Genomic DNA, 21008 nt, shown 5'->3' with positions numbered 1-21008 from the left:
CAGCCCGCAATCCATGAGGTTCCTTAGGATTCGCCATAACGCGGCCGTGATCAACGGTCCATCGCCGCCGCCCGGGGGTTTTTGCCGCCGGCGGATCAGGAACGGGCCATGCCGGGGGCGCGCGCCCGCGCCGCAGGCAGGCGCTTGACCATCGCCGCCGCATTGCCCGGAAGCGCCGGCGTTACTCCTCGACCACCTCCAGCACCCCCGGCAGCACGCGCAGCGCCTGGCGGGCGGGGGTGGTCAGGGGCGCGTCCTCGGCGATCTCGATATCGACCAGATCGCCGCCATCCTTCAGCCGCAGCGCGATGGGACCACGGGCGCGGGCGGGCGCGTTGAGCTCGGCCTGAATGCGGGCCAGCGCCTCGGCGATGCCCGGCACGGCATCCAGCCCGGCGATCTCGACCGCCAGGCGGTTCGCCCCGGCATCCGCCACCGCCTGATCCAGCGGCGTGACCGAGCGCGCCAGCAGCTTGACCTGATCCCCCGACGGCTCGACCTGCACCTGCAGGACGACGTTCTCGCCCGGCTCCAGATGCTGGCGATGCGCGTCGAGCGTGTCGGAAAACACCGTGACTTCGTAAAGCCCGGTCGGATCGGACAGGCCGACAAAGGCGAAGCGGGTGCCGCGCGCGGATTTCTTTTCCTGCCGATGCGCGACGGTGCCGGCCAGCTGCGCCACCAGCGCCCCGTCGGCCGCCGCCTGCGTCACCTCGGCCAGCGTCTGCACCCCCTTGCGGCGCAGCGCCGGCTGATAGTCGTCCAGCGGATGGCCGGACAGATAGAAGCCCACCGCCGCATGTTCCTCGGCCAGCTTCTCGGCCGGCATCCAGACCGGAGCGGCGACCGGGCGCGGCGGCGGCAGATCCTCGCCCCCGCCGAACAGCGAGGACTGGCTGGAGGCCGCCGCCTCCTGCACCGCCGCCGACCAGGCGACCAGCCCGTCCAGCGATTTCAGCACCCGCGCCCGGTTCGGCTCCAGCGCGTCGAAGGCGCCGGCGCGGGCCAGCATCTCCAGCGGCCGCTTGCCGACCCGGCGCATGTCCACCCGACGGGCGAAGTCGTGCAGGTCGGCAAAGGGCCGGTCGCCGCGCGCCTGCACGATCAGGTTCATCGCCTCGACGCCGACGCCCTTCAGTGCTCCGAGCGCATAGAGGATCTTGCCGTCCCGGACGCTGAACATGGCCTCCGAACGGTTCACGCAGGGCGGCATGGTCTCGATCCCCATCCGGTCGGCCTCGCGCTTGTAGACGGCGAGCTTGTCAGTCAGGTGGATATCGCAGTTCATCACCGCGGCCATGAACTCCACCGGGTGGTTCGCCTTCAGCCAGGCGGTCTGGTAGCTGACCACGGCATAGGCGGCGGCGTGGGACTTGTTGAAGCCGTAATTCGCGAATTTCTCAAGCAGGTCAAAGACCTCTCCGGCCTTCTTCTTGTCGATTCCCTGTGCCGCGCAACCATCGACGAATTTCGGCCGTTCCTTGGCCATTTCCTCGGCGATCTTCTTGCCCATGGCGCGGCGCAACAGGTCAGCGCCGCCGAGGCTGTAGCCGGCCATGACCTGGGCGATCTGCATCACCTGTTCCTGATAGACGATGATGCCCTGGGTCTCGGCCAGGATATGATCGATGGAAGGATGAATGGATTCAAGCGGCCGCAGGCCGTTCTTGACCTCGCAATAGGTCGGGATGTTCTCCATCGGGCCGGGGCGGTAGAGGGCGACCAGCGCCACGATATCCTCGATGCAGGTCGGCTTCATGCGCCGCAGCGCGTCCATCATGCCCGAGCTTTCGACCTGGAACACCGCCACGGTGCGGGCGCTGGCAAAGAGGTCATAGCTGGGCTTGTCGTCCAGCGGGATGGCGTTGATCTGGTTCTCGGCCCCACTGGCGGGCTCGTAGAGCACCCGGCCGTCGGCCGCGACATGCAGCGGCCGCCCGCCGGCATTGATCAGGTCCACCGCGTTCTGGATCACCGTCAGGGTCTTGAGGCCGAGGAAGTCGAACTTGACCAGCCCGGCCTGCTCGACCCATTTCATGTTGAACTGCGTCGCCGGCATGTCCGAGGCCGGGTCGCGATAAAGCGGCACCAGCCGGTGCAGCGGCCGGTCGCCGATCACCACGCCCGCGGCATGGGTCGAGGCGTTGCGCAGCAGCCCCTCGATCTTGGCGGCATAGTCCAGCAGGCGGGCGACGACCTCCTCCTTGGCGGCCTCGCGCAGGCGCGGCTCGTCGGCCAGCGCCTTGGTGACGCTGACGGGCTTGACGCCCTCGACCGGGATCATCTTGGACAGCCGGTCCACCTGGCCGAAGGGCAGTTGCAGCACCCGGCCGACGTCGCGGACTGCCGCCTTGGAGAGAAGCGCGCCGAAGGTGATAATCTGGCCGACCTTGTCGCGGCCGTATTTCTCCTGCACGTATTGGATCACCTCCTCGCGGCGATCCATGCAGAAGTCGATGTCGAAGTCGGGCATCGAGACCCGCTCGGGATTCAGGAACCGCTCGAAGAGCAGGCTGTAACGGATTGGATCAAGGTCGGTAATCGTCAGCGCATAGGCGACCAGAGACCCCGCACCCGAGCCGCGGCCGGGGCCCACAGGGATGCCGTGTTCCTTCGCCCATTTGATGAAGTCGGCAACGATCAGGAAATAGCCGGGAAAGCCCATCTGCTCGATGATGCCCAGCTCGAAGCGCAGGCGTTCCTCGTATTCCTCGACCGTGGCGGAATGCGGGATCACCGCCAGCCGGGCGCGCAGGCCGTCCCAGGCCTGGCGGCGCAGCTCCTCGACCTCGTCATCGGCGAAGCGCGGCAGGATCGGCTTGTGCTTCTTGACCGCGAAGGCGCAGCGGCGGGCGATCTCGACGGTGTTCTGGATCGCCTCGGGCAGGTCGGCGAACAGCGTCGCCATCTCGGCGGCGGTCTTGAAGTAATGCTGCGGGGTCAGCCGGCGGCGCGGCGCGGTCTGGTCGACATAGGCGCGGTCCGAGATGCAGATCAGCGCGTCATGGGCGTCGAAAAGCTCGGCTTTCGGGAAATACACGTCGTTGGTGGCGACAAGCGGCAGGTCGAGCGCATAGGCGAGGTCGATCATGCCGCCTTCCGAGCCCGCCTCCTCGGGGACCGGCTGGCCCTCGGCATCGTGGTGGCGCTGCAACTCGACATAAAGCCGGGTCGGGAAGGCGGCGGCCAGCCGCTCGGCCAGGGCGCGGGCCTCGGGCACGCGACCCTGCAGCACCAGCTGGCCCAGCGGCCCACCGGCGCCACCGGTCAGGCAGATCAGACCCTCGGCATGGGCTTCCAGTTCGGCCAGCGTCACATGCGGCAGCGCATTGTCGTCGCGCAGGTAAAGGCAGGTCGACAGCTCCATCAGGTTCAGCCAGCCGGCCTCGTTCTGCGCCAGCAGCACGACGGGGCCGGTCACTTCGGCCTGCAGCGTCACCTGGCAGCCGATGATCGGCTGCACGCCGGCATCCTGCGCCTTGACCGAGAATTCCAGCGCCGCAAACAGCGCATTGGTATCGGTCAGCGCCACGGCGGGCATGCCGTTCTGCGCCGCAAGATCGGCAAGCTTCTTGACCGGCACCGCGCCTTCCAGCAGCGAATGTTCGGAATGGGTGCGCAGGTGGATGAATCGGGGTGAATTTTCCGGCATGGCGCAATCTAGGTCCGACCTGACGGATTGTGCAATTGCCCCTCGGCGGAAAACCGCTAATCTTGTCGCAAAAAGCAGCGAGGCGCGCAACAGTGACCGATGTTTTCCGGGCCGAGGGCCTGGGCAAGAGCTATCCCGGCGTGCGCGCCAATGACGACGTGTCCTTCGCGGTCGCGGGGGGCGAGATCCATGCCCTGCTGGGCGAGAACGGCGCCGGCAAGTCCACGCTGGTCAAGATGATCTACGGCCTGGTGCGGCCGGACGAGGGGCGGATGGCGCTGCTGGGCGCGCCCTACGCGCCGCACGACCCGCGCGCCGCCCGCGCCGCCGGCGTCGCCATGGTGTTCCAGCATTTCAGCCTGTTCGATGCGATGACGGTCGCGGAAAACATCGCGCTGGGGATGGAGAACCCGCCGCCGCGCCCCGAACTCGCGCGCCGCATCGCGGAACTGTCGCAGGGCTACGGGCTGCCGCTGAACCCCGCCCGCCGCATCGCCAGCCTGTCGGCGGGCGAGCGGCAGCGGGTCGAGATCCTGCGCTGCCTGCTGCAAGGCCCGCGGCTGCTGATCATGGACGAGCCGACCTCGGTCCTGACCCCGCAGGAGGCCGAGATCCTGTTCGCCACCCTGCGCCAACTGGCCGAGGCCGGGACGGCGATCCTGTATATCAGCCACAAGCTGGAGGAAATCCGCAGCCATTGCGACCGCGCGACCATCCTGCGCCAGGGCAGGCTGGTCGGCACGGTCGATCCGCGCGCCCATTCCGCCCGCGAACTGGCGGCGATGATGGTCGGGGCCGAGATGCGGCTGGTGGACCGTTCCGGCCGCAAGCCCGGCGCCTCCGTGCTGGAAGTGCGCGGCCTGTCCACCCAGGGCGGCGAGGGCGTGGCGCTGCAGGAGATCGCGCTGAGCCTGCGCGCGGGCGAGATCCTGGGCATCGGCGGCGTCGCCGGCAACGGGCAGGAGGAACTGCTTTCGGCCCTGTCGGGCGAGACCGCGACCGCCCCGGGCACCGTGGTGCTGGAGGGGCGCGACCTCTCCGACGCCGGCCCCGAGGCGCGGCGCCGCGCCGGGCTGCTCGCCGCGCCCGAGGACCGGCTGGGCCATGCCGCCGTGCCCGAATTCAGCCTGGCGGAAAACACGCTGCTGACCGCCGGGGCGCGGCAGAACCTGATCCGGCGCGGCCTGATCCACCGCAAGGTGGCCACGGCTTTCGCGCAACAGGTGATCCGCGCCTTCGATGTGCGCACCCCCGGCCCCGGCACGGCGGCGGGCGCGCTGTCGGGTGGCAACCTGCAGAAATTCGTCATCGGCCGCGAGGTGCTGGGCCGGCCGCGGGTGCTGGTCGTCAACCAGCCGACCTGGGGCGTCGATGCCGGCGCCGCCGCCGCCATCCGCCAGGCGCTGCTGGACCTGGCTGCGCAGGGCGCCGGGCTGATCGTCATCAGCCAGGACCTCGACGAGCTCTTGGAACTGTCGGACCGCTTCTGCGCCCTGAACCAGGGCCGGCTGTCCGCCCCCCGGCCCACCGAGGGGCTGACGGTCGAGGAGATCGGGCTGATGCTGGGCGGCGCGCATGGCATGGAGGTGGCGCATGTTCCGGCTTGAACCGCGCGCCAGCGCCCCGCTGCTCTGGCAGGTCGCGACTCCGGTGCTTGCCGTCCTGGCCACCATGATCGTCGGCGGCGCGCTGTTCGCCGCCATGGGCTTCGACCCGCTGGCGGCGATCCGCACCATCTTCTGGGACCCGCTCTTCGGTCCCGCCGCCAGCTATTCGCGGCCGCAGCTTCTGATCAAGGCCGGGCCGCTGATCCTGATCGCCTGCGGCCTGGCGCTGGGGTTTCGCGCCGGGATCTGGAACATCGGCGCCGAGGGGCAATACATCATCGGCGCGATCTGCGGCGCCGCGGTGGCGCTGGCCGCCTATCCGCTGGATGCGTTCTGGATCTTCCCGGCGATGATCCTGGCCGGCGCGGCGGGCGGCTGGGCCTGGGGCATGGTCCCGGCGCTGCTGAGGAACTGGTTCGGCGCGTCCGAGATCCTCGTCTCGCTGATGCTGGTCTATGTCGCGCAGAAGGTCGCCGCCTGGATGGCCTTCGGGCCGATGAAGAACCCCGAGGGCTTCAACTTTCCCGGCTCGCGCAACCTGCAGCAATATGATGCCGCCGCGAATCCCGAGCTGATCGCGGGCTCCGGCCTGCACTGGGGCGGCGTGGCGGCGGTGCTGGCGCTGGCGGCGACCTGGTTCGTCATGTCGCGCCACGTGCTCGGTTTCCACATCCGCACCGCCGGGGCCGCGCCCTGCGCCGCGCGCTTCGCCGGCGTGCGCCCCGAGCGGCTGGTGGCGCTGTGCCTGGGCGTCTCGGGGGCGCTGGCGGGGCTGGCGGGGCTTTTCGAGGTCGCGGGGCCGGCCGGGCAGATCACCGAAAGCTTCGGCTCGGGCTACGGCTTCACCGCGATCATCGTGGCCTTCCTGGGCCGGCTGCACCCCTTGGGCATCCTGCTGGCCGGGCTGCTCATGGCGCTGACCTATATCGGCGGCGAGCTGGCGCAGATGATGCTGAACCTGCCCGCGGCGTCGGTCCAGGTCTTCCAGGGAATGCTGCTGTTCTTCCTGCTCGGCTTCGACATCCTGACCCGCTATCGCATCCGGAGGCGCGCATGATGATCGACCCGCTTTCCGTCTTCATCCTGCTGCTGGGCGCCGCCACGCCGATCCTGTTCGCGGCCTTGGGCGAGTTGGTCGTCGAACGCGCCGGCGTGCTGAACCTGGGCGTCGAGGGCATGATGATCGGCGGCGCGCTGGCGGGCTTTGCCGCAGCCCATGCCAGCGGCAGCCCGGCGCTGGGTTTCGTCGCCGCCGCCGTCGCCGGGGCTGCGCTGTCGATGATCTTCGCGGTGCTGACGCAATTCCTGCTGTCGAACCAGGTTGCCACGGGCCTTGCGCTGACGCTGTTCGGCCTGGGCCTGACCGCGATGTTCGGCAAGCCTTACGAAGGCGTCAAGGCGCCGCCGATGCTGGCCGGGCCGTTGCGGCTGAACCTGATGATCTGGCTGGGCCTCGCCCTTGTGCCAGCGGTCTGGTGGTTCCTGATGCGCTCGCGCCCCGGCCTCATCCTGCGCGCGGTGGGCGAGAACCACGACGCCGCCCATGCCCTCGGCTATCCGGTGCGCGCCCTGCGCATGGCCGCCATCGGCTTCGGCGGCGCGCTGGCCGGGATGGGCGGCGCCTATATCTCGATCGCCACGGTGCTGCAATGGACCGAGGGCATGACCGCCGGCGCCGGCTGGATTGCGCTGGCCATCGTGGTCTTTGCGCAATGGAACCCCTGGGGCGTGCTGGCCGGCGCCTGGCTCTTCGGCGGCGTCACCGTGCTGCAGCTGCGCCTGCAGGCGGCGGGGGTCGCGGTGCCGGTGCAGCTGCTCAGCATGGCGCCCTATCTGGCCACCATCGCCGTGCTGGTGCTGATCTCGGCCCGGCAGAAATTCGGCCGCTCGGGCGGGGCTGCTGCCCCCGGATCGCTGGGCAGGCCCTTCCACGCGCTGCGCTAGCGCAACCAACAGGAGACCATGATGAACCGCAGAACCCTTCTCGGCAGCGCCGCCGCCCTTGTGGCCGCCTCGGCCCTGCCCGCCTTTGCGCAGGATGAAAAGCTCAAGGTGGGCTTCATCTATGTCGGGCCGGTGGGCGACGGCGGCTGGACCTATCAGCACGACCTGGCCCGTCAGGCGGTCGAAAAGGAATATGGCGACCGGGTCGAGACCACCTATATCGAATCCGTGCCCGAGGGCGCCGATGCCGAACGCGCCATCACCCAGCTGGCGCTCTCCGGCCACAAGCTGATCTTCACCACCAGCTTCGGCTTCATGGACGCCACGATCAACGTCGCCAAGAAATTCCCCGACGTGAAGTTCGAGCACGCCACCGGCTACAAGACCGCCGAGAACGTCGCCACCTACGACGCCCGCTTCTACGAGGGCCGCGCCGTCATGGGCTCCATCGCCGGGCGCATGACCAAGTCGAACAAGATCGGCTATATCGGCTCTTTCCCGATTCCCGAGGTGGTCCAGGGCATCAACAGCTCGTATATCCACGCCAAGAAGGTGAACCCGGATGTCGAGATGAAGGTGGTCTGGGCCTATAGCTGGTTCGACCCCGCGAAAGAGGCCGACGCCGCCGCCGCGCTGATCGCCGAGGGCGTGGACGTGATTCTGCAGCACACCGACTCGACCGCGCCGCTGGCCAAGGCGCAGGAGGCCGGCGCCTTCGGCTTCGGCCAGGCCAGCGACATGGCGGCCTTCAAGCCCACGCCGCGGGTCTCGTCGATCATCGACAATTGGGCGCCCTACTACGTCAAGCGCGTGGGCGAGGTGCTGGACGGCAGCTGGACCTCACATTCGGTCTGGCTGGGCATCGGCGACGGCGAGGTCGAGATCGGCGAGATCACCGAGGCCGTGCCGCCCGAGGTCAAGGAGGAGGCGCTGGCGCTGAAGGACAGGATCGCCTCGGGCGAATACCACCCCTTCACCGGGCCGCTGAAGAAGCAGGATGGCAGCGACTGGCTGGCCGAGGGGCAAGTGGCCAGCGACCAGGACCTGTCCTCGATGAATTTCTATGTCGAGGGCATCACCGCGCCGATGCCGAAATAAGCGGCGCAGAAAGCAAGACCGGGGCCAAGGCCCCGGTTCGTCACTCTGGCAGGCCCCTCACTCCAGATGGCTTTCCAGGAACCACAGATCCTTGTCGGCGGCGCGCGAGGCGGCGGTGAACAGGTCGGCGGTATCGGCATCGCCCGCCTCGTCGGCGGCGTCGATGGCGGCGCGCACCTTCTCGCCGTAATCGCGCATCCGCTCGCAAACCGCCTTGATATGGTCCTCGGCCTTGGTCAGGTCGGTCGGGTATTCCTTCAGCGTGCTGGCCTTGGCCACCTTCTCGACCGTGCCGACAGCCACCCCGTCCAGCACCTGCACGCGCTCGGCCATCATGTCCACATGCTCGTCCAGCCGCGCCTTGACCGTGTCGAACAGCTCGTGCACCGCGATGAAGTTGCGGCCCTTGACGTTCCAATGCGCCTGCTTGATCGCCGCCGACAGCGCCAGGGCGTCGGCCAGGCGGGCATTCAGCTCGGCGATCGCGGTCTTGCGGGCATTGTCGCTGAGCCCTTTGACATTTACGGCCATGAAACTCTCCTTCGTCAGGTTCGCCCTGAAAACGAAGGCCGGGACGCGGCGGTTCCGCGCGACGTCGGGTCAAACCGCCGCAGGCAAAGAAAAAGGGCGGCGCTTCCCCGGGAAAGCACCGCCCTTCACGTCTCTCAGAGCAGGATCAGACCGCGCCCTGGATGAACTTCACCGCATCGCCGAAGGTCTGGATCGTCTCGGCGGCGTCGTCCGGGATCTCGATGCCGAACTCTTCCTCGAACGCCATGACCAGTTCCACGGTATCCAGCGAATCGGCGCCGAGATCGTCGATGAACGAGGCGGTTTCCGTCACCTTGTCCTCATCGACACCCAGGTGCTCGACGACAATTTTCTTCACGCGATCAGCGATATCGCTCATGTCTCTTCCTCGTTTTCGCGGGCAATCCGCCCAGATGTTCCAGCGATTGCCGGTCACAGCCCAGGGCGGTTCCCCTGCAGCCTTGCTTGCGGGATATAGCACGGAGACGTGATCTTGCAACCCGCATAAACCATCATCAGATCATCGCCATGCCGCCGTTGACATGCAGCGTGGCGCCGGTGACATAACCCGCCTCGGGGCTGGTCAGATACAGCACCGCAGCGGCGATTTCCTGCGCCGAACCCATGCGGCCGGCGGGGATCTGCGTCAGGATCCGGCCCTTCTGCTCGTCGTTCAGCTTGTCGGTCATCGCGGTCTCGATGAAGCCGGGGGCGACACAGTTCACCGTGATCCCGCGCGAGGCCACCTCATAGGCCAGGCTCTTCGACATGCCGACCAGACCCGCCTTGGCTGCGGCATAGTTGCCCTGCCCCGGGTTGCCGGTGGCGCCGACGACCGAGCCGATGTTCACGATCCGCCCCCAGCGCGCCTTCATCATGCCGCGCAAGACCCCCCGGCACAGCCGGAAGCTCGAGGTCAGGTTGACCTCGATCACCTGCGCCCATTCCTCGTCCGACATGCGCATGAACAGGTTGTCGCGGGTGATCCCTGCATTGTTGACCAGAATATCGACCGATCCCATGGCCTCGGCCGCCGCCTTGGGCAGCGCCTCGACCGCGGCCGCATCGGCCAGGTTGGCGGTCACGACATGCGCCCGCGCCCCCAGCTTCTCGGCCAGTTCCCGCAGCGGCGCCTCGCGCGTGCCCGACAGCGCCACCGTGGCCCCGGCGGCATGCAGCGCCTCGGCCACCGCGCCGCCGATCCCGCCCGAGGCCCCGGTCACCAGCGCATTCCTGCCCGTCAGATCAAACATCAAGCTCTTCTCCGTTTTCCAAATACCCCGGGGGAATCCCGCAGGGATGGGGGCGGAGCCCCCTTTACCCCTTCAGCGCCGCGATATCCGCCGGAGCGCCGATATTCTTCACCGCCGCCTCCCTGGCGATGCGCTTGATCATGCCCGACAGCGCCTTGCCGGCGCCGATCTCCCAGAACTCCGTCACGCCCGCGCCGGCCAGGAACTCGACCGACTCGCGCCAGCGCACGGCACCGGTCACCTGCTCGACCAGAAGCCGGCGGATGGCGCCCGGCTCGCTCACCGGCTCGGCGCGGACATTGGCGACCAGCGGCACGGCCGGGGCCGCGATCTCGACCGCGGCCAGCGCCTCGGCCATCACCGCCGCCGCCGGCTGCATCAGCGCCGAATGGAACGGTGCCGAGACCGGCAGCATCAGCGCCCGCTTGGCGCCGCGCTCCTTGGCCAGCGCCGCCGCGCGCTCCACCGCCGCCTTGTGGCCCGAGATCACCACCTGCGCCGGGTCGTTGTCATTGGCGGCCTGGCAGACCTCGCCCTCGGCCGCGTCGCGCGCGATCTGGTCGACGGCGGCGAAGTCCAGCCCGAGGATCGCCGCCATGGCGCCCTGCCCGACCGGCACCGCCTCCTGCATGGCCTGGCCGCGCAGGCGCAGAAGCCGCGCGGTATCGGCCAGGCTCAGCGCGCCGGCCGCGCAAAGCGCCGAATATTCGCCCAGGGAATGGCCGGCGACGAAATCCGCGTCCGCGATGCCGAAACCCTCGGCCTCCAGCGCCCGGAAGGCGGCCAGCGAGGTGGCCATCAGCGCCGGCTGGGCGTTCTGGGTCAGGGTCAGCGTCTCGATATCGCCGTTCCAGATCAGGTCGGAGAGGCTCTCTCCCAGCGCCTCGTCCACTTCGGCAAAGACTGCGCGCGCCGCCGGATAGGCCTCGGCCAGCTCGCGCCCCATGCCCACGACCTGGGCGCCCTGTCCCGGAAATACGAATGCCCGCATCGCGGAATCCCTTCTGTCTTATGTCCTTGTGACAGCCTTAGCCCGCCGGGGGGCGTCCCGCAACCGCGCCGCTCAGCGCGGAATCACGATCTCGGCCCGCAAGCCGCCCAGGCGTTCGCCCTCGCCCAGCCGCAGCTGACCGCCATGGGCGCGGGCGATGTCGGCGGCGATGGACAGGCCCAGCCCCACCCCCTGCCCGCGGTTCTGGTTGCGCGAGGGATCGAGCCGGGTGAAGGGCTTCAGCGCCTCCTCGCGCTTCTCTGGCGGGATGCCGGGCCCGTCATCCTCGACCGAGATGCGGAAATAGCTCGGCCCCAGCGCCGCATCGACCTCGGCGCGGTCGCCATAGCGCACGGCATTGCCGATCAGGTTCTCGACGGCGCGGCGCAGGCTGTCGCGGCTGAAGGTGGCGCGGCCCGCCTCTTCGCCCGCGACCGAATGCAGCACCACCCGCTGCCCGCCGCGCTCCGCGTCGGCGACGATGCCGCGCAGGAAATCCAGCGCCGGCACCGGCTCGGGCGGGCCGTCCTGGGCCGCGTCGCGGGCATGGTCCAGGAAGGCGTCGACCATCCGGCCCATCGCCGCCACGTCGCCTTCCAGCGTCGCGATCTCGTCCGGGTCGGGCGGATAGTCCGGGCTCAGCATCGACAGGCCCAGCCGCAGCCGGGTCAAGGGTGTCCTCAGATCGTGGCTCACGCCGGACAGCATCTGCTTGCGCTGCTCGTTCTGGCGCTCGATGCGGGCGCGCATCTCCAGGAAGGCGGTGCCGGCGCTGCGGATCTCGCTGGCGCCGCCGGGGCGATAGGGGATGATCCGGCCCTTGCCGTATTCCTCGGCGGCGCGCGCCAGGCGCTTGATCGGCCGCAGCTGGTTGCGCAGGAAGATCGTGGCGATGGCGGTCATCAACAGCGAGGTGCCGATCATCAGCACCAGCAGCTGATGCGGATTCGAGGCACTGACCCGGCCGCGCGGAAACACCAGCCGATAGTCGCCCCAGCGCCCCTGCAGCGTCACCCGCACCTCTCGGCGCTGGCTCAGATCGACGGCGCGCACCGCCGGGACGCGCTCGTGCAGCTCGGCGATGACGATGCGGCCGGAAAGATCGTAAAAGCCACGCCAGTCCGCGCCGGGCTCGGCCGGCAGGACCAGCTCCAGCCCCAGCGGGTCAGCCACCTCGCCGGCCGAGATGCGCGCCGACTCGATATCCGGCGCCGCCTCGATCCGCGCGGCGACCAGTGCGACCTCATGGGCCATGCCCGAGGTCATCTGCCGGGTCACGTCCTCGAAATGCCGCTGCAGGAACATGACGGTGACCACGATGGTCACCACCACGACCGGCAGGAACAGGATCAGCGCCGCCCGCCCGTAGAGGCCGCGCGGCATGACCCGTTTCAGCCAGTCGAAATTCATCGCCCTTCGCCTCATTGCGGCCTTGGAAAACCGGCCCGTCCCTGGCTAGGTTAGCCGCATGACAAGCGCCGAGAAAGCCCTGCGGATCATCACCGCCGACAATCCCTCGCCTCTGACCGGGCCGGGCACCAACACCTTCCTTTTGGGGCGCGAGCGGGTCGCCGTGATCGATCCCGGCCCCGACCTTGCCGCGCATCGCCAGGCGATCCTGGCCGCCGGGGCAGGCCGCATCAGCCATATCTTCGTCACCCATGCGCATCTGGACCATTCCGGCGGCGCCCGCGCGCTCACGCAGGCCACCGGCGCGCCGATCCTGGGCTTCGGCCCCGCCGAGGCGGGTCGCTCGGCGGTGATGGAGCGGCTGGCACGCGAAGGGGCCATCGAAGGCGGCGAAGGTCTTGACCGCGATTTCGCCCCCGACATCGCCCTGGGCGACGGCGCGGTGGTCGAGACCGACGAATGGCGGCTGACCGCGCTGCACACGCCCGGCCATTTCGCCGGCCACCTCGCCTTTCGCCAGGACGAGACGATCTTTTGCGGCGATGTGGTGATGGGCTGGTCCTCGACGATCATCTCGCCGCCGGACGGGGATCTGGCGGATTATTTCCGTTCGCTGGAGCGGCTCGATTCGGCGGGCGCGCGGCTGCTGCTGCCGGCGCATGGCGCGGCGGTGCACGATCCTTCGGCGCGTCTGGCCGAGCTTGCGGCGCACCGGCGCGCGCGCACGGTGCAGATCCTTTCGGCGCTGCGCGCCGGCCCCGCCACGGCCGAGTCGCTTGCGCGGCAAATCTACCAGGTGCCGCCCATGCTGATTCCCGCGGCGACGCGCAATGTGCTGGCGCATCTGATTGCCCTGTCCGAGCTGGGCGCGGTCTCGACCAGCGGTCCGATCACCTCGGGATCGGTGTTTTCCGCCCATTGAACACCCGGCTGAATACCCGGCAGCGGGAATTTCCGAGATCGAGGAAAAAAATCCGCAAACCCCTCTGGACGCCCCCAAAGAGCGAAGCTATACACCGCCCCGTGTTCCGGCGTAGCTCAGCGGTAGAGCAGTTGACTGTTAATCAATTGGTCGTAGGTTCGATCCCTACCGCCGGAGCCATTGAACTTCTCATAATCGCTTGAAGTCATTGGCAAACACAAATCCTCAACCGGATATGTCCCAAGTTGTGCCCCCTTTCTGCTACGGGGTTTGATTTCCCTCGTTTCCTGCGCGAATCGCCCGGCCCCTAACCACCACTGGACGATCAGAAACGAGGTTGTGATAGGCTACACAGAGCTTGAGAGAGGATACGGTCAGCATCGCTGGCGGTGGCATCCTCTACGACCAGCCCAAAGACGCTTCGTCTGACAAATGGTTATACGGATCGACACTTGAGGAAGCCTTGAACATGGCCGCGACCACATCGAGTCTAAGCCGACAGGACCGGTCAGCATGGCCTGGTCACCTGGAACTGTAGTTTCATATCCTTGACCCTGACGATTTTGGAGGGACGGTATGGTTGGTCGAGTGGCGGACGAGGTGGTTCTGAGTACCGATGAGCGCGACTTTCTCGAGGCGCATGTCCGGCATCGCAAGGCCGCGCGGTCGCTGTCGGACCGGTGCCGGACGATACTGCTCTGTGCGGAAGGGCTGCAAAGCAAGGAGGTCGGCGCGGCTCGGAGTGCATGAGCATACGGTCGGCAAATGGCGCAGGCGGTTCGTCAGGGACCGGATCGAGGAGCTGACCGACGAATATCGTCTTGGTCGGCCCCGCAGGGCGTCGGACGATCAGGGAGCCGAGGTGATCGGGCGGACACTGAACACCACGCCGAGAGATGCCACCCATTGGTCGATCCGCTCGATCGCTGCCGCGACGGGCCTGTCGCACACCACCATCCGCCGGATCTGGACTGCGTTCGGCCTGCAGCCGCATCGCAGTGAGACCTTCAAACTTTCCACCGATCCGCTGTTCGTCGACAAGGTGCGGGATATCGTCGACCTTTACATGGCCCCGCCGAACCGGGCCATCGTGCTGTGTGTGGACGAAAAATCCCAGATCCAGGCGCTGGATCGGGAACAGCCGGTGCTGCCGATGGCGCCGGGTGTCGCCGAGCTTCGAGTCCACAGCTATAATCCTGTTGACCATCAAGCCAACGATCCGGGCGGGCAGGAAGAGGACGAACCGGAAAGCTATGAGGCGCTTTTGGCTGGCCTAAGGCTGCCCTCGCCTTCGGCAATCCCCCGGGCATCTGACGATATTCCGGCGAGAATGAGGAGAAGGCCGCCGCCTCCGCAGAACTGACTCGCTTCAGGCACTCTTCCGGGCTACCAGCCACGCACCATATCAAGCGCTTCGCGCGTGGCGGGCACAATGGCGGGCGCGCTCCAAAAATTCATATTTATCAATTAAATCAACGGAATATGGCGGACGGTGAGGGATTCGAACCCTCGAGACGGTTCCCCGCCTACACACTTTCCAGGCGTGCGCCTTCGACCACTCGGCCAACCGTCCGTGGCGGCTCGTCTAGCGCGACGGGCCGGGCTGCGCAAGTCGCAGTTCTCTCAAAGCTTCGAAATCCGCTTCTGAAGCTCGGCCAGCTGCCGGCGGATCTCGGCCATGTCCTCGCCGCCCGAGCCCTTCTTGCCGCCGGAAGACGCCTCGCCCTCCATCTCGTCCATGTCGGGGCCGCTGCTGCCCGCGCCCCAGCCCGCTGCCATCGCCTTCAGGAACAGCTGCTGCTGGCGCTGCAGCGCCTCGAACCCCGGCATCGAGGACATCGGGTTGGGAAAGGTCGAAAGGTTCTCCATCATCTTGGACTGGCCCTCGCGCAGCATCTCGAAACTCGCGGCCAGGAATTGCGGCACCACCGATTGCGCCTGCGTGGTATAGCTGCGCACCAGGTCGATCAGCACGTCGATGGGCAGCACGTTCTCGCCCCGCCCCTCGTGCTCGGCGATGATCTGCAACAGATATTGCCGGGTCAGGTCGTCGCCGGTCTTGAGATCGACGATGCGCACCTGGCGCCCGGCACGGATGAAACCCGCGATGTCCTCCAGCGTGACGTAATCGCTCGTCTCGGTGTTGTAGAGGCGGCGACTTGCATAGCGCTTGATCAGAAGCGGGGTCGTGTTCTCGGCCTCAGCCATGGCTCCTCCGGCAATGCATTTGCAGCATGATGGGAAATGACCCGGAGAAATGCAAAGAAAATCGCCATGCTGGGCAAAGTGGGACGCCCCGGCGGGCATGAGAAAAGGGGGCAGAAACCTGCCCCCTTGTCCCGAAACGTCCGAGGCCGGATCAGGCCTTGGTCACCGTGCTGGCCGTGGTCGCGGCGGCAGCGGCTTTCTTGACCGCGGCCTGGGTCTCGCGCGTGGCCTTCTCGGCGGCCTTCTGGGCGTCCGAGGCCAGGTCCTTGCCGGCGGTCAGCATCAGATCGACGGTGTCCATCTGCACTTTCTTGGCGACTTCGGCGAAGGCGGCCATGTGCTCGGCGGCCATTTCGGCGGCGGCGGTGGCGAAGTCGCTCAGCGCCTTGGCGTATTCGGCCGGCTCTTCCTTGGACGAGGTCAGCTCACCCATGCGGGCGATGGTGTCCTTGGCCCACTGGGCCGAGATCTCGGTCGAACGCTCGGCAGCGGCCAGGGCAACCTTGGCCATCTTTTCGCCCAGGGCGGTCTGCGACTTGAAGGCGTCCTGGAACGACGAGGTATCGACCGGGAATTTCGCCATCACTTCTTGCATGGTCTTGGTAAAGTCAGGGGTCTTGGCCATTTGCTCTCTCCTAGGTCGGCGCGAAGCTTCGGCACCGGTTGAACTCTTCTGTCCCCCATATACTTTCTGCACTGCAGCATTGCAAGATTTTCTTGCTGCAGCGCAGAAAAAATTTACGCCCGCTCGTGGACGTAAAGCCCGGGCGCGGGGCCGAAACCATCGCCGGGGTCGCGCGCCTCGACCATCTCTCCTGCCCGCCGGGCCAGCCATTCGCCCCAGCGGCCCCACCAGCTGCCCTCATGGTGCTGCGCCCGGTCCAACCAGTGCTGCTCGTCCCGATCGAAGCCGGCATCCGAGGTGTAGTGACCGTATTTCTTCTTGCTGGGCGGGTTGACGATGCCGGCGATATGGCCCGATTCGGACAGGATGAAAGTCTTGTCCTTCGAACCCATCTGCGCGATGCCGCGCCAGCTGTCCTTCCAGGGCGCGATATGGTCGGTCTCGCAGGCGATGGCGCAGAGCGGCACGGTGACATCGCCGACATGCAGGCGATGGCCCATCAGCTCGAACCCGTCGCGGACGAAGCGGTTCTGCTGGCACAGGCTGCGCAGATACTCCACCGCCATGCGCCCGGGCAGGTTGGTGCCGTCGCCATTCCAGAACAGCAGGTCGAAGGCGGGCGGCATCTCGCCCAGCATGTAGCTGCGAATCGCCGGGCCCCAGACCAGATCGTTGGCGCGCAGGAAGCTGAAGGTGCGGGTCATCAGCTGTGCGCCCAGCACGCCGGTCCGCGCCGCCTCCTCCTCGATGCCCGAGACGAAATCCTCCTGCAGATAGGCGGTGAATTCGCCCTGGTCGGCGAAATCGGTCAGCGCGGTGAAGAAGGTGGCCGCGTTCACCCTGTCGTCGCCGCGCTGCTTCAGAAGCGACAGCGTCAGCGCCAGCGTGGTGCCGGCGATGCAATAGCCGACCACGTTCAGCTTCTTCTGGTCGGTCAGGTCCAGCACCCGGTCCATGACCTCGAGATAGGCCGAGACATAGTCGTCCATGCCGGTGTCGGCATAGCTGGGATCGGGGTTCTTCCAGGCCACCACGAACAGCGTATGCCCCTGATCGACGATCCATTTGATCAGGCTGTTCTGCGGCTTGAGGTCGAGGATGTAGAACTTGTTGATCCAGGGCGGAAAGATCACCAGCGGGATCTCGTGCACCTGCGGGGTGGTGGGCTTGTACTGGATCAGTTCGTAAAGCCTGGTGCGCGCGACCACCGTCCCCTCGCTGGTGCCGATGTTCTCGCCCACGCGGAAGGCGTCGCGGTCGGCCAGCGAGACGATCAGCTCGCCGCTGTTCTGCTCGACGTCGCGCACCAGGTTCTCTAGCCCCTTGACCAGGCTCTCGCCCTCGGTCTCCAGCGCCTTTTCCAGCGCGTCGGGATTGGTCGCCAGGAAGTTCGTCGGCGCCATCATGTCGATCATCTGGCGGGTGAACCACTCGATGCGGCGCCGGTCGCTCATCTCGGGCAGGTCGAGGGCGCTGGCCGCCTCCTGCAGCGCCTGGGCGTTGATGTGGTATTGCCGCTTGATGAAGTTGAAGAAGGGATGCGCCTCCCAGAGCGGGTTCGAGAAGCGCCGGTCCCGCGGCCCCTCGCTGGGCGGCGGGGTCAGCGTGCCGCGGGCCAGCGCGGCCTGGGCCTCGGCGAAATGGCGCAGAGTCTCGCCCCAATAGCTGACCTGCTGGCCGATCACCCGCTCGGGCTGCTCGGCCAGCAGCTTGATCCAGGCCGAGGTCGCGGTGGCGAAAAGGTCGGGGCCGGGCATCTCGACCCCGGGGCTGTGGGGGCGGCGCTGTGCCAGGGCGCTGATCAGGCGCTGCGTCAGCGATTCGATGCGCTCGATGTTCTGGGCCAGTTTCTCGGGCAGGCGGCTGCCGACGCCGAAGGCGGCCTCGGCAAAGGCGGCGGCGGAACCGGGTGCGGGCGACGCGTCGGCGGCGGGCTTTTCAGCCGCGGCGGGCGCCGGGGTCGTGGCGACGGGCGCGCCCATGGGCGGCAGGCCGCCCGGGCCGACGGCGCCCAGCGGACGCAGCGCCTCGTCCACGGCGCCCAGCGTCGCCGGCTCGGCCTTGGCCTTGGCCGCCGATTTGGCGGCCGGCTTGCGGCGCGTGCCGGTGCGGGGATCGCTGCGGCTGGCCGCCCGGGCCCGCGACGCGGCATTGCGCGCCCCCGACTTGGTCGCGGCTTTCGCGCCGCCGGGCTTTGCGGCGGCAGGCTTCGCTGCGGCGGGTTTGGGAGCGGCGGCCTTCGGCGCGGCCGGCTTCACCGGCTGCTCGGCGGCGGGCTTTGCGGTGGCAGGCTTTGCGGCGGCGGGTTTGGGAGCGGTGGCCTTCGGCGCGGCCGGCTGCTCGGCGACGGACGCGGATTTTGCCCGGCGGGTCCGTTTCGGCTTGTCCGATTCGGCCGGGGCGGCCTCGGCCTGCGCGGCTGCCCGGCCCTTCGCCCCCGCCTTGCGGCCCCTGCCCGGGCTGGCCGCAGTCTGGGCCCCGGTTTCGCTTTCCGGCTTTTCGTCTTTGCCCGCCATAATTGACAATCCTCCCTGAACCGTAAAATCATTATGCCCAGCACAATACGCAGGTAAAGCCGTGTCATTCCCCGGCAAGGCCGAATCCGGCGGGTTCACGGGAGAAGGTTGGGAATGACGACGTATAAAGGTTTGAGAGGTATCATCTCCTACGACGCGATGGAGACGATCCGGAACACCAACGAATGGATGGGCGCCAGCGCGCGCGCCCTGGCCTCCTATCCGGCCTTCGCGCTGATGCCGAATCCGCTGTTCAAGCTCATGTCGGCCTGGGGCCGGGTGACCGAGCGCAGCTTCGCCCGCATGGTCATCAAGCCCGACTGGGAGATTCCGCCCATCGTCTCCGAGGACGGCCAGGACCATGTCGTCTATGTCGAGCCGGTGATCGAGCGCCCCTTCGGCGACCTGGTGCATTTCCGCGTCGCGCGGCGCACGCCGCTGGCCCGCAAGGTTCTTCTGGTCGCGCCGATGTCGGGTCACTATGCCACTCTCCTCCGCACCACGGTCACATCATTGCTTCCGGACTGCGAAGTCTATGTGACGGATTGGCACAATGCCCGCGACATTCCGGTCAGCTGCGGCAAGTTCGACATCGACGACTACACCCAGTATCTGGTCGATTTCATCCGCCATCTCGGCCCCGACACCAATGTGATCGCGGTCTGCCAGCCGGCGCCGCTGGCCCTGGCCGCGACCGCGCTCCTGGCCGAGGAGGACCCCAAGGCCCAGCCCCGCTCGCTGATCCTGATCGGCGGTCCCATCGATCCCGACGCGGCGGCGACCGAGGTGACCGATTTCGGCAACCGCATCACCATGGGCGAACTCGACTACCTGATGATCCAGCAGGTCGGCTTCAAGTATCGCGGCGCCGGGCGCATGGTCTATCCCGGCCTCGCGCAGCTTTCCTCCTTCATCGCCATGAATGCCGAGACCCATGCCAAGGCCTTCCTCGACAAGATCTTCGCCGAGGCCCGCGGCCAGGCCTCCGAGGGCGACAAGCACAACACGTTCTACGACGAATATCTCGCCGTGATGGACATGACCGCCGAATTCTACCTCTCCACCGTCGAGCGCATCTTCAAGGAGCGCGAAATCGCGCTGAACCGCTTCACCGTGAACGGCAAGCCGGTCGATCTGGGCAAGATCACCGATGTCGCGGTGATGACGGTCGAGGGCGCCAATGACGACATCTCGGCCCCGGGCCAATGCGTCGCGGCGCTGGCGCTCTGCACCGGGGTGCCGGAAAGCCGCAAGACCCAGCACCTGGAGCCCGGCGCCGGCCATTACGGCATCTTCGCCGGCAAGAGCTGGCGGCTGAACATCCGCCCGCTGGTGCTGGACTTCATCGACGAACAGGTCCAGCCCGCCGGCCAGCGCAAGCGCCGCCGCAGCGGCCCGGTCCCGGTCGATTGCGGCGTCAGCAACCTCACCGAACACGATTCCAAGATCGCGGTCTGACGACCCGCGGGAACGGGGCGCGGCCCGCTCTGCCGGCCGCGCCCCTCTCATCCCCGCGCCAGGACCTCCTCGATCGCCGCGCCGATCTGCGCCAGGCAGTCGGGCGTCGAAAAACGGTGATCCGCCCCCTTCACCAGCGTCAGCCGCATGTCCTCGCCGCGCGCATGGTCCAGCAGGTCCAGCGCCCAGGACATCGGCACATCGGCATCCGCGGTGCCCTGCAGGAAGCGCACCGGGAAGGGCAGCGGCAGGGGCTGGTCCAGCACCAGATGGTCGCGCCCGTCCTCGATCAGCCGGCGGGTGATGACATAGGGCTCGCCATAGTCGCTGGGCTGCTCGACCCGGCCCCGCTCCTGCAGCGCCGCGCGCTCGGCGGGCGAAAACCCGGCCCAATAGCCGCGCTCGGTGAAATCCGGCGCCGCCGCCACCGTGACCAGCCCGGCCAGCCGTTCGGGCATGGTCCTTGCCAGCAGCAGGCTGATCCAGCCGCCCATCGAGGAACCGACCAGCACCTGCCGCCCCTCGGTCAGCCCGCGGATCGCGACCATGGCATCGGCGAACCAGTCGCCGATGCTGCCCTCCTCGAAGGCACCCGAGGATTCGCCGTGCCCCGAATAGTCGAAGCGCAGGAAGGCCCGGCCCCGCGCCCGCGCCCAATCCTCCAGCCACAGCGCCTTGGTGCCCTGCATGTCCGAGCGGAACCCGCCCAGGAACACCACGCCCGGCCCCCGCCCCTCGACCCGTTCATAAGCGATGCGCCGCCCCTGCGGCCCTTCCAGAAACTGCGTCATTT

The 21008-nt window shown here is 67.8% G+C and carries 16 protein-coding genes, 2 tRNA genes and 1 pseudogene; 8 read left to right on the top strand and 11 right to left on the bottom strand.

Annotated features, from left to right (window positions below):
• Nucleotides 1–181: 181 nt before the first annotated feature.
• Nucleotides 182–3652, bottom strand: coding sequence for a DNA polymerase III subunit alpha (gene dnaE, locus L632_RS0110520; RefSeq protein WP_028716774.1), 3471 nt, complete (start codon nt 3650–3652; stop codon nt 182–184).
• A gap of 92 nt (nt 3653–3744) precedes the next feature.
• Between dnaE and L632_RS0110515 the strand changes: the two genes are divergently transcribed.
• The 4 genes from L632_RS0110515 to L632_RS0110500 are packed head-to-tail and all read left to right on the top strand — an operon-like array spanning nt 3745 to nt 8301.
• Entirely contained in the window at nt 3745–5259 is a 1515-nt protein-coding gene (locus tag L632_RS0110515) for an ABC transporter ATP-binding protein (RefSeq protein ID WP_028712435.1), read from the top strand.
• Nucleotides 5246–6316: an ABC transporter permease gene (locus tag L632_RS0110510; RefSeq protein ID WP_028712434.1), complete on the top strand. Its 1071-nt coding sequence runs from the start codon at nt 5246–5248 to the stop codon at nt 6314–6316. The genes L632_RS0110515 and L632_RS0110510 overlap by 14 nt, the downstream gene beginning before the upstream one ends.
• Nucleotides 6313–7203 carry an ABC transporter permease gene (locus L632_RS0110505; protein WP_028712433.1) on the top strand — a complete coding sequence of 297 codons (891 nt, stop codon included), beginning with the start codon at nt 6313–6315 and terminating at the stop codon, nt 7201–7203. Before L632_RS0110510 ends, L632_RS0110505 begins: the two co-directional genes overlap by 4 nt.
• A gap of 21 nt (nt 7204–7224) precedes the next feature.
• The gene (locus tag L632_RS0110500) at nt 7225–8301 is read left to right on the top strand and encodes a BMP family ABC transporter substrate-binding protein (protein ID WP_028716773.1); all 1077 of its coding nucleotides are present in this window, start codon (nt 7225–7227) and stop codon (nt 8299–8301) included.
• Nucleotides 8302–8358: 57 nt separating this feature from the next.
• On the opposite strand, the gene dps is transcribed toward L632_RS0110500, so the two are convergent.
• The 5 genes from dps to L632_RS0110475 all read right to left on the bottom strand — a co-directional run bounded on the left by dps (nt 8359) and on the right by L632_RS0110475 (nt 12486).
• Nucleotides 8359–8832, bottom strand: coding sequence for a DNA starvation/stationary phase protection protein Dps (gene dps / locus L632_RS0110495; RefSeq protein WP_028716772.1), 474 nt, complete (start codon nt 8830–8832; stop codon nt 8359–8361).
• Nucleotides 8833–8977: 145 nt separating this feature from the next.
• Nucleotides 8978–9211: an acyl carrier protein gene (locus tag L632_RS0110490; protein WP_010397399.1), complete on the bottom strand. Its 234-nt coding sequence runs from the start codon at nt 9209–9211 to the stop codon at nt 8978–8980.
• A 136-nt stretch (nt 9212–9347) separates the two neighbouring features.
• A complete protein-coding gene (gene fabG / locus L632_RS0110485) occupies nt 9348–10085 on the bottom strand; it encodes a 3-oxoacyl-ACP reductase FabG (protein WP_028716771.1) in 738 nt (245 codons plus the stop codon).
• Between the two features lie 64 nt (nt 10086–10149).
• The gene (fabD, locus tag L632_RS0110480; RefSeq protein WP_028712429.1) at nt 10150–11076 is read right to left on the bottom strand and encodes an ACP S-malonyltransferase; all 927 of its coding nucleotides are present in this window, start codon (nt 11074–11076) and stop codon (nt 10150–10152) included.
• Between the two features lie 72 nt (nt 11077–11148).
• Nucleotides 11149–12486 (bottom strand): ATP-binding protein, encoded by a 1338-nt coding sequence (locus L632_RS0110475; RefSeq protein ID WP_028716770.1) that lies wholly within the window; start codon nt 12484–12486, stop codon nt 11149–11151.
• 58 nt (nt 12487–12544) lie between these two features.
• On the opposite strand from L632_RS0110475, the gene L632_RS0110470 reads away from it, so the two are divergent.
• The 3 genes and pseudogenes from L632_RS0110470 to L632_RS22485 form a co-directional block, all read left to right on the top strand.
• Nucleotides 12545–13408 (top strand): MBL fold metallo-hydrolase, encoded by an 864-nt coding sequence (locus L632_RS0110470; protein ID WP_028716769.1) that lies wholly within the window; start codon nt 12545–12547, stop codon nt 13406–13408.
• A 105-nt stretch (nt 13409–13513) separates the two neighbouring features.
• Nucleotides 13514–13588, top strand: a tRNA-Asn gene (locus L632_RS0110465).
• 396 nt (nt 13589–13984) lie between these two features.
• Nucleotides 13985–14600: pseudogene (locus tag L632_RS22485) on the top strand (IS630 family transposase); the annotation flags it as partial.
• A gap of 291 nt (nt 14601–14891) precedes the next feature.
• On the opposite strand, the gene L632_RS0110455 reads toward L632_RS22485, so the two are convergent.
• The 4 genes from L632_RS0110455 to phaC form a co-directional block, all read right to left on the bottom strand.
• Nucleotides 14892–14981, bottom strand: a tRNA-Ser gene (locus L632_RS0110455).
• A 50-nt stretch (nt 14982–15031) separates the two neighbouring features.
• The gene (gene phaR, locus L632_RS0110450; RefSeq protein ID WP_028712426.1) at nt 15032–15616 is read right to left on the bottom strand and encodes a polyhydroxyalkanoate synthesis repressor PhaR; all 585 of its coding nucleotides are present in this window, start codon (nt 15614–15616) and stop codon (nt 15032–15034) included.
• Nucleotides 15617–15767: 151 nt separating this feature from the next.
• Nucleotides 15768–16241 (bottom strand): phasin family protein, encoded by a 474-nt coding sequence (locus L632_RS0110445; protein WP_028712425.1) that lies wholly within the window; start codon nt 16239–16241, stop codon nt 15768–15770.
• 113 nt (nt 16242–16354) lie between these two features.
• Nucleotides 16355–18757: a class I poly(R)-hydroxyalkanoic acid synthase gene (phaC, locus tag L632_RS0110440; RefSeq protein WP_028716768.1), complete on the bottom strand. Its 2403-nt coding sequence runs from the start codon at nt 18755–18757 to the stop codon at nt 16355–16357.
• Between the two features lie 114 nt (nt 18758–18871).
• Here phaC and phaZ point away from each other — a divergent pair, with 114 nt between their 5' ends.
• On the top strand, nt 18872–20215 hold the full coding sequence (phaZ, locus tag L632_RS0110435; protein WP_156929441.1) for a polyhydroxyalkanoate depolymerase: 1344 nt from the start codon (nt 18872–18874) through the stop codon (nt 20213–20215).
• A gap of 47 nt (nt 20216–20262) precedes the next feature.
• Here the strand turns inward: phaZ and L632_RS0110430 are convergent, their stop codons facing one another.
• Nucleotides 20263–21006: a carboxylesterase gene (locus L632_RS0110430; protein ID WP_028716767.1), complete on the bottom strand. Its 744-nt coding sequence runs from the start codon at nt 21004–21006 to the stop codon at nt 20263–20265.
• Nucleotides 21007–21008 lie beyond the last annotated feature (2 nt).

Source organism: Paracoccus sp. J39 (assembly GCF_000518925.1).
Taxonomy (GTDB): Bacteria; Pseudomonadota; Alphaproteobacteria; order Rhodobacterales; family Rhodobacteraceae; genus Paracoccus.
Note: the sequence above shows the minus strand (reverse complement) of the source record. Positions and strands in the feature narration are given on the sequence as shown.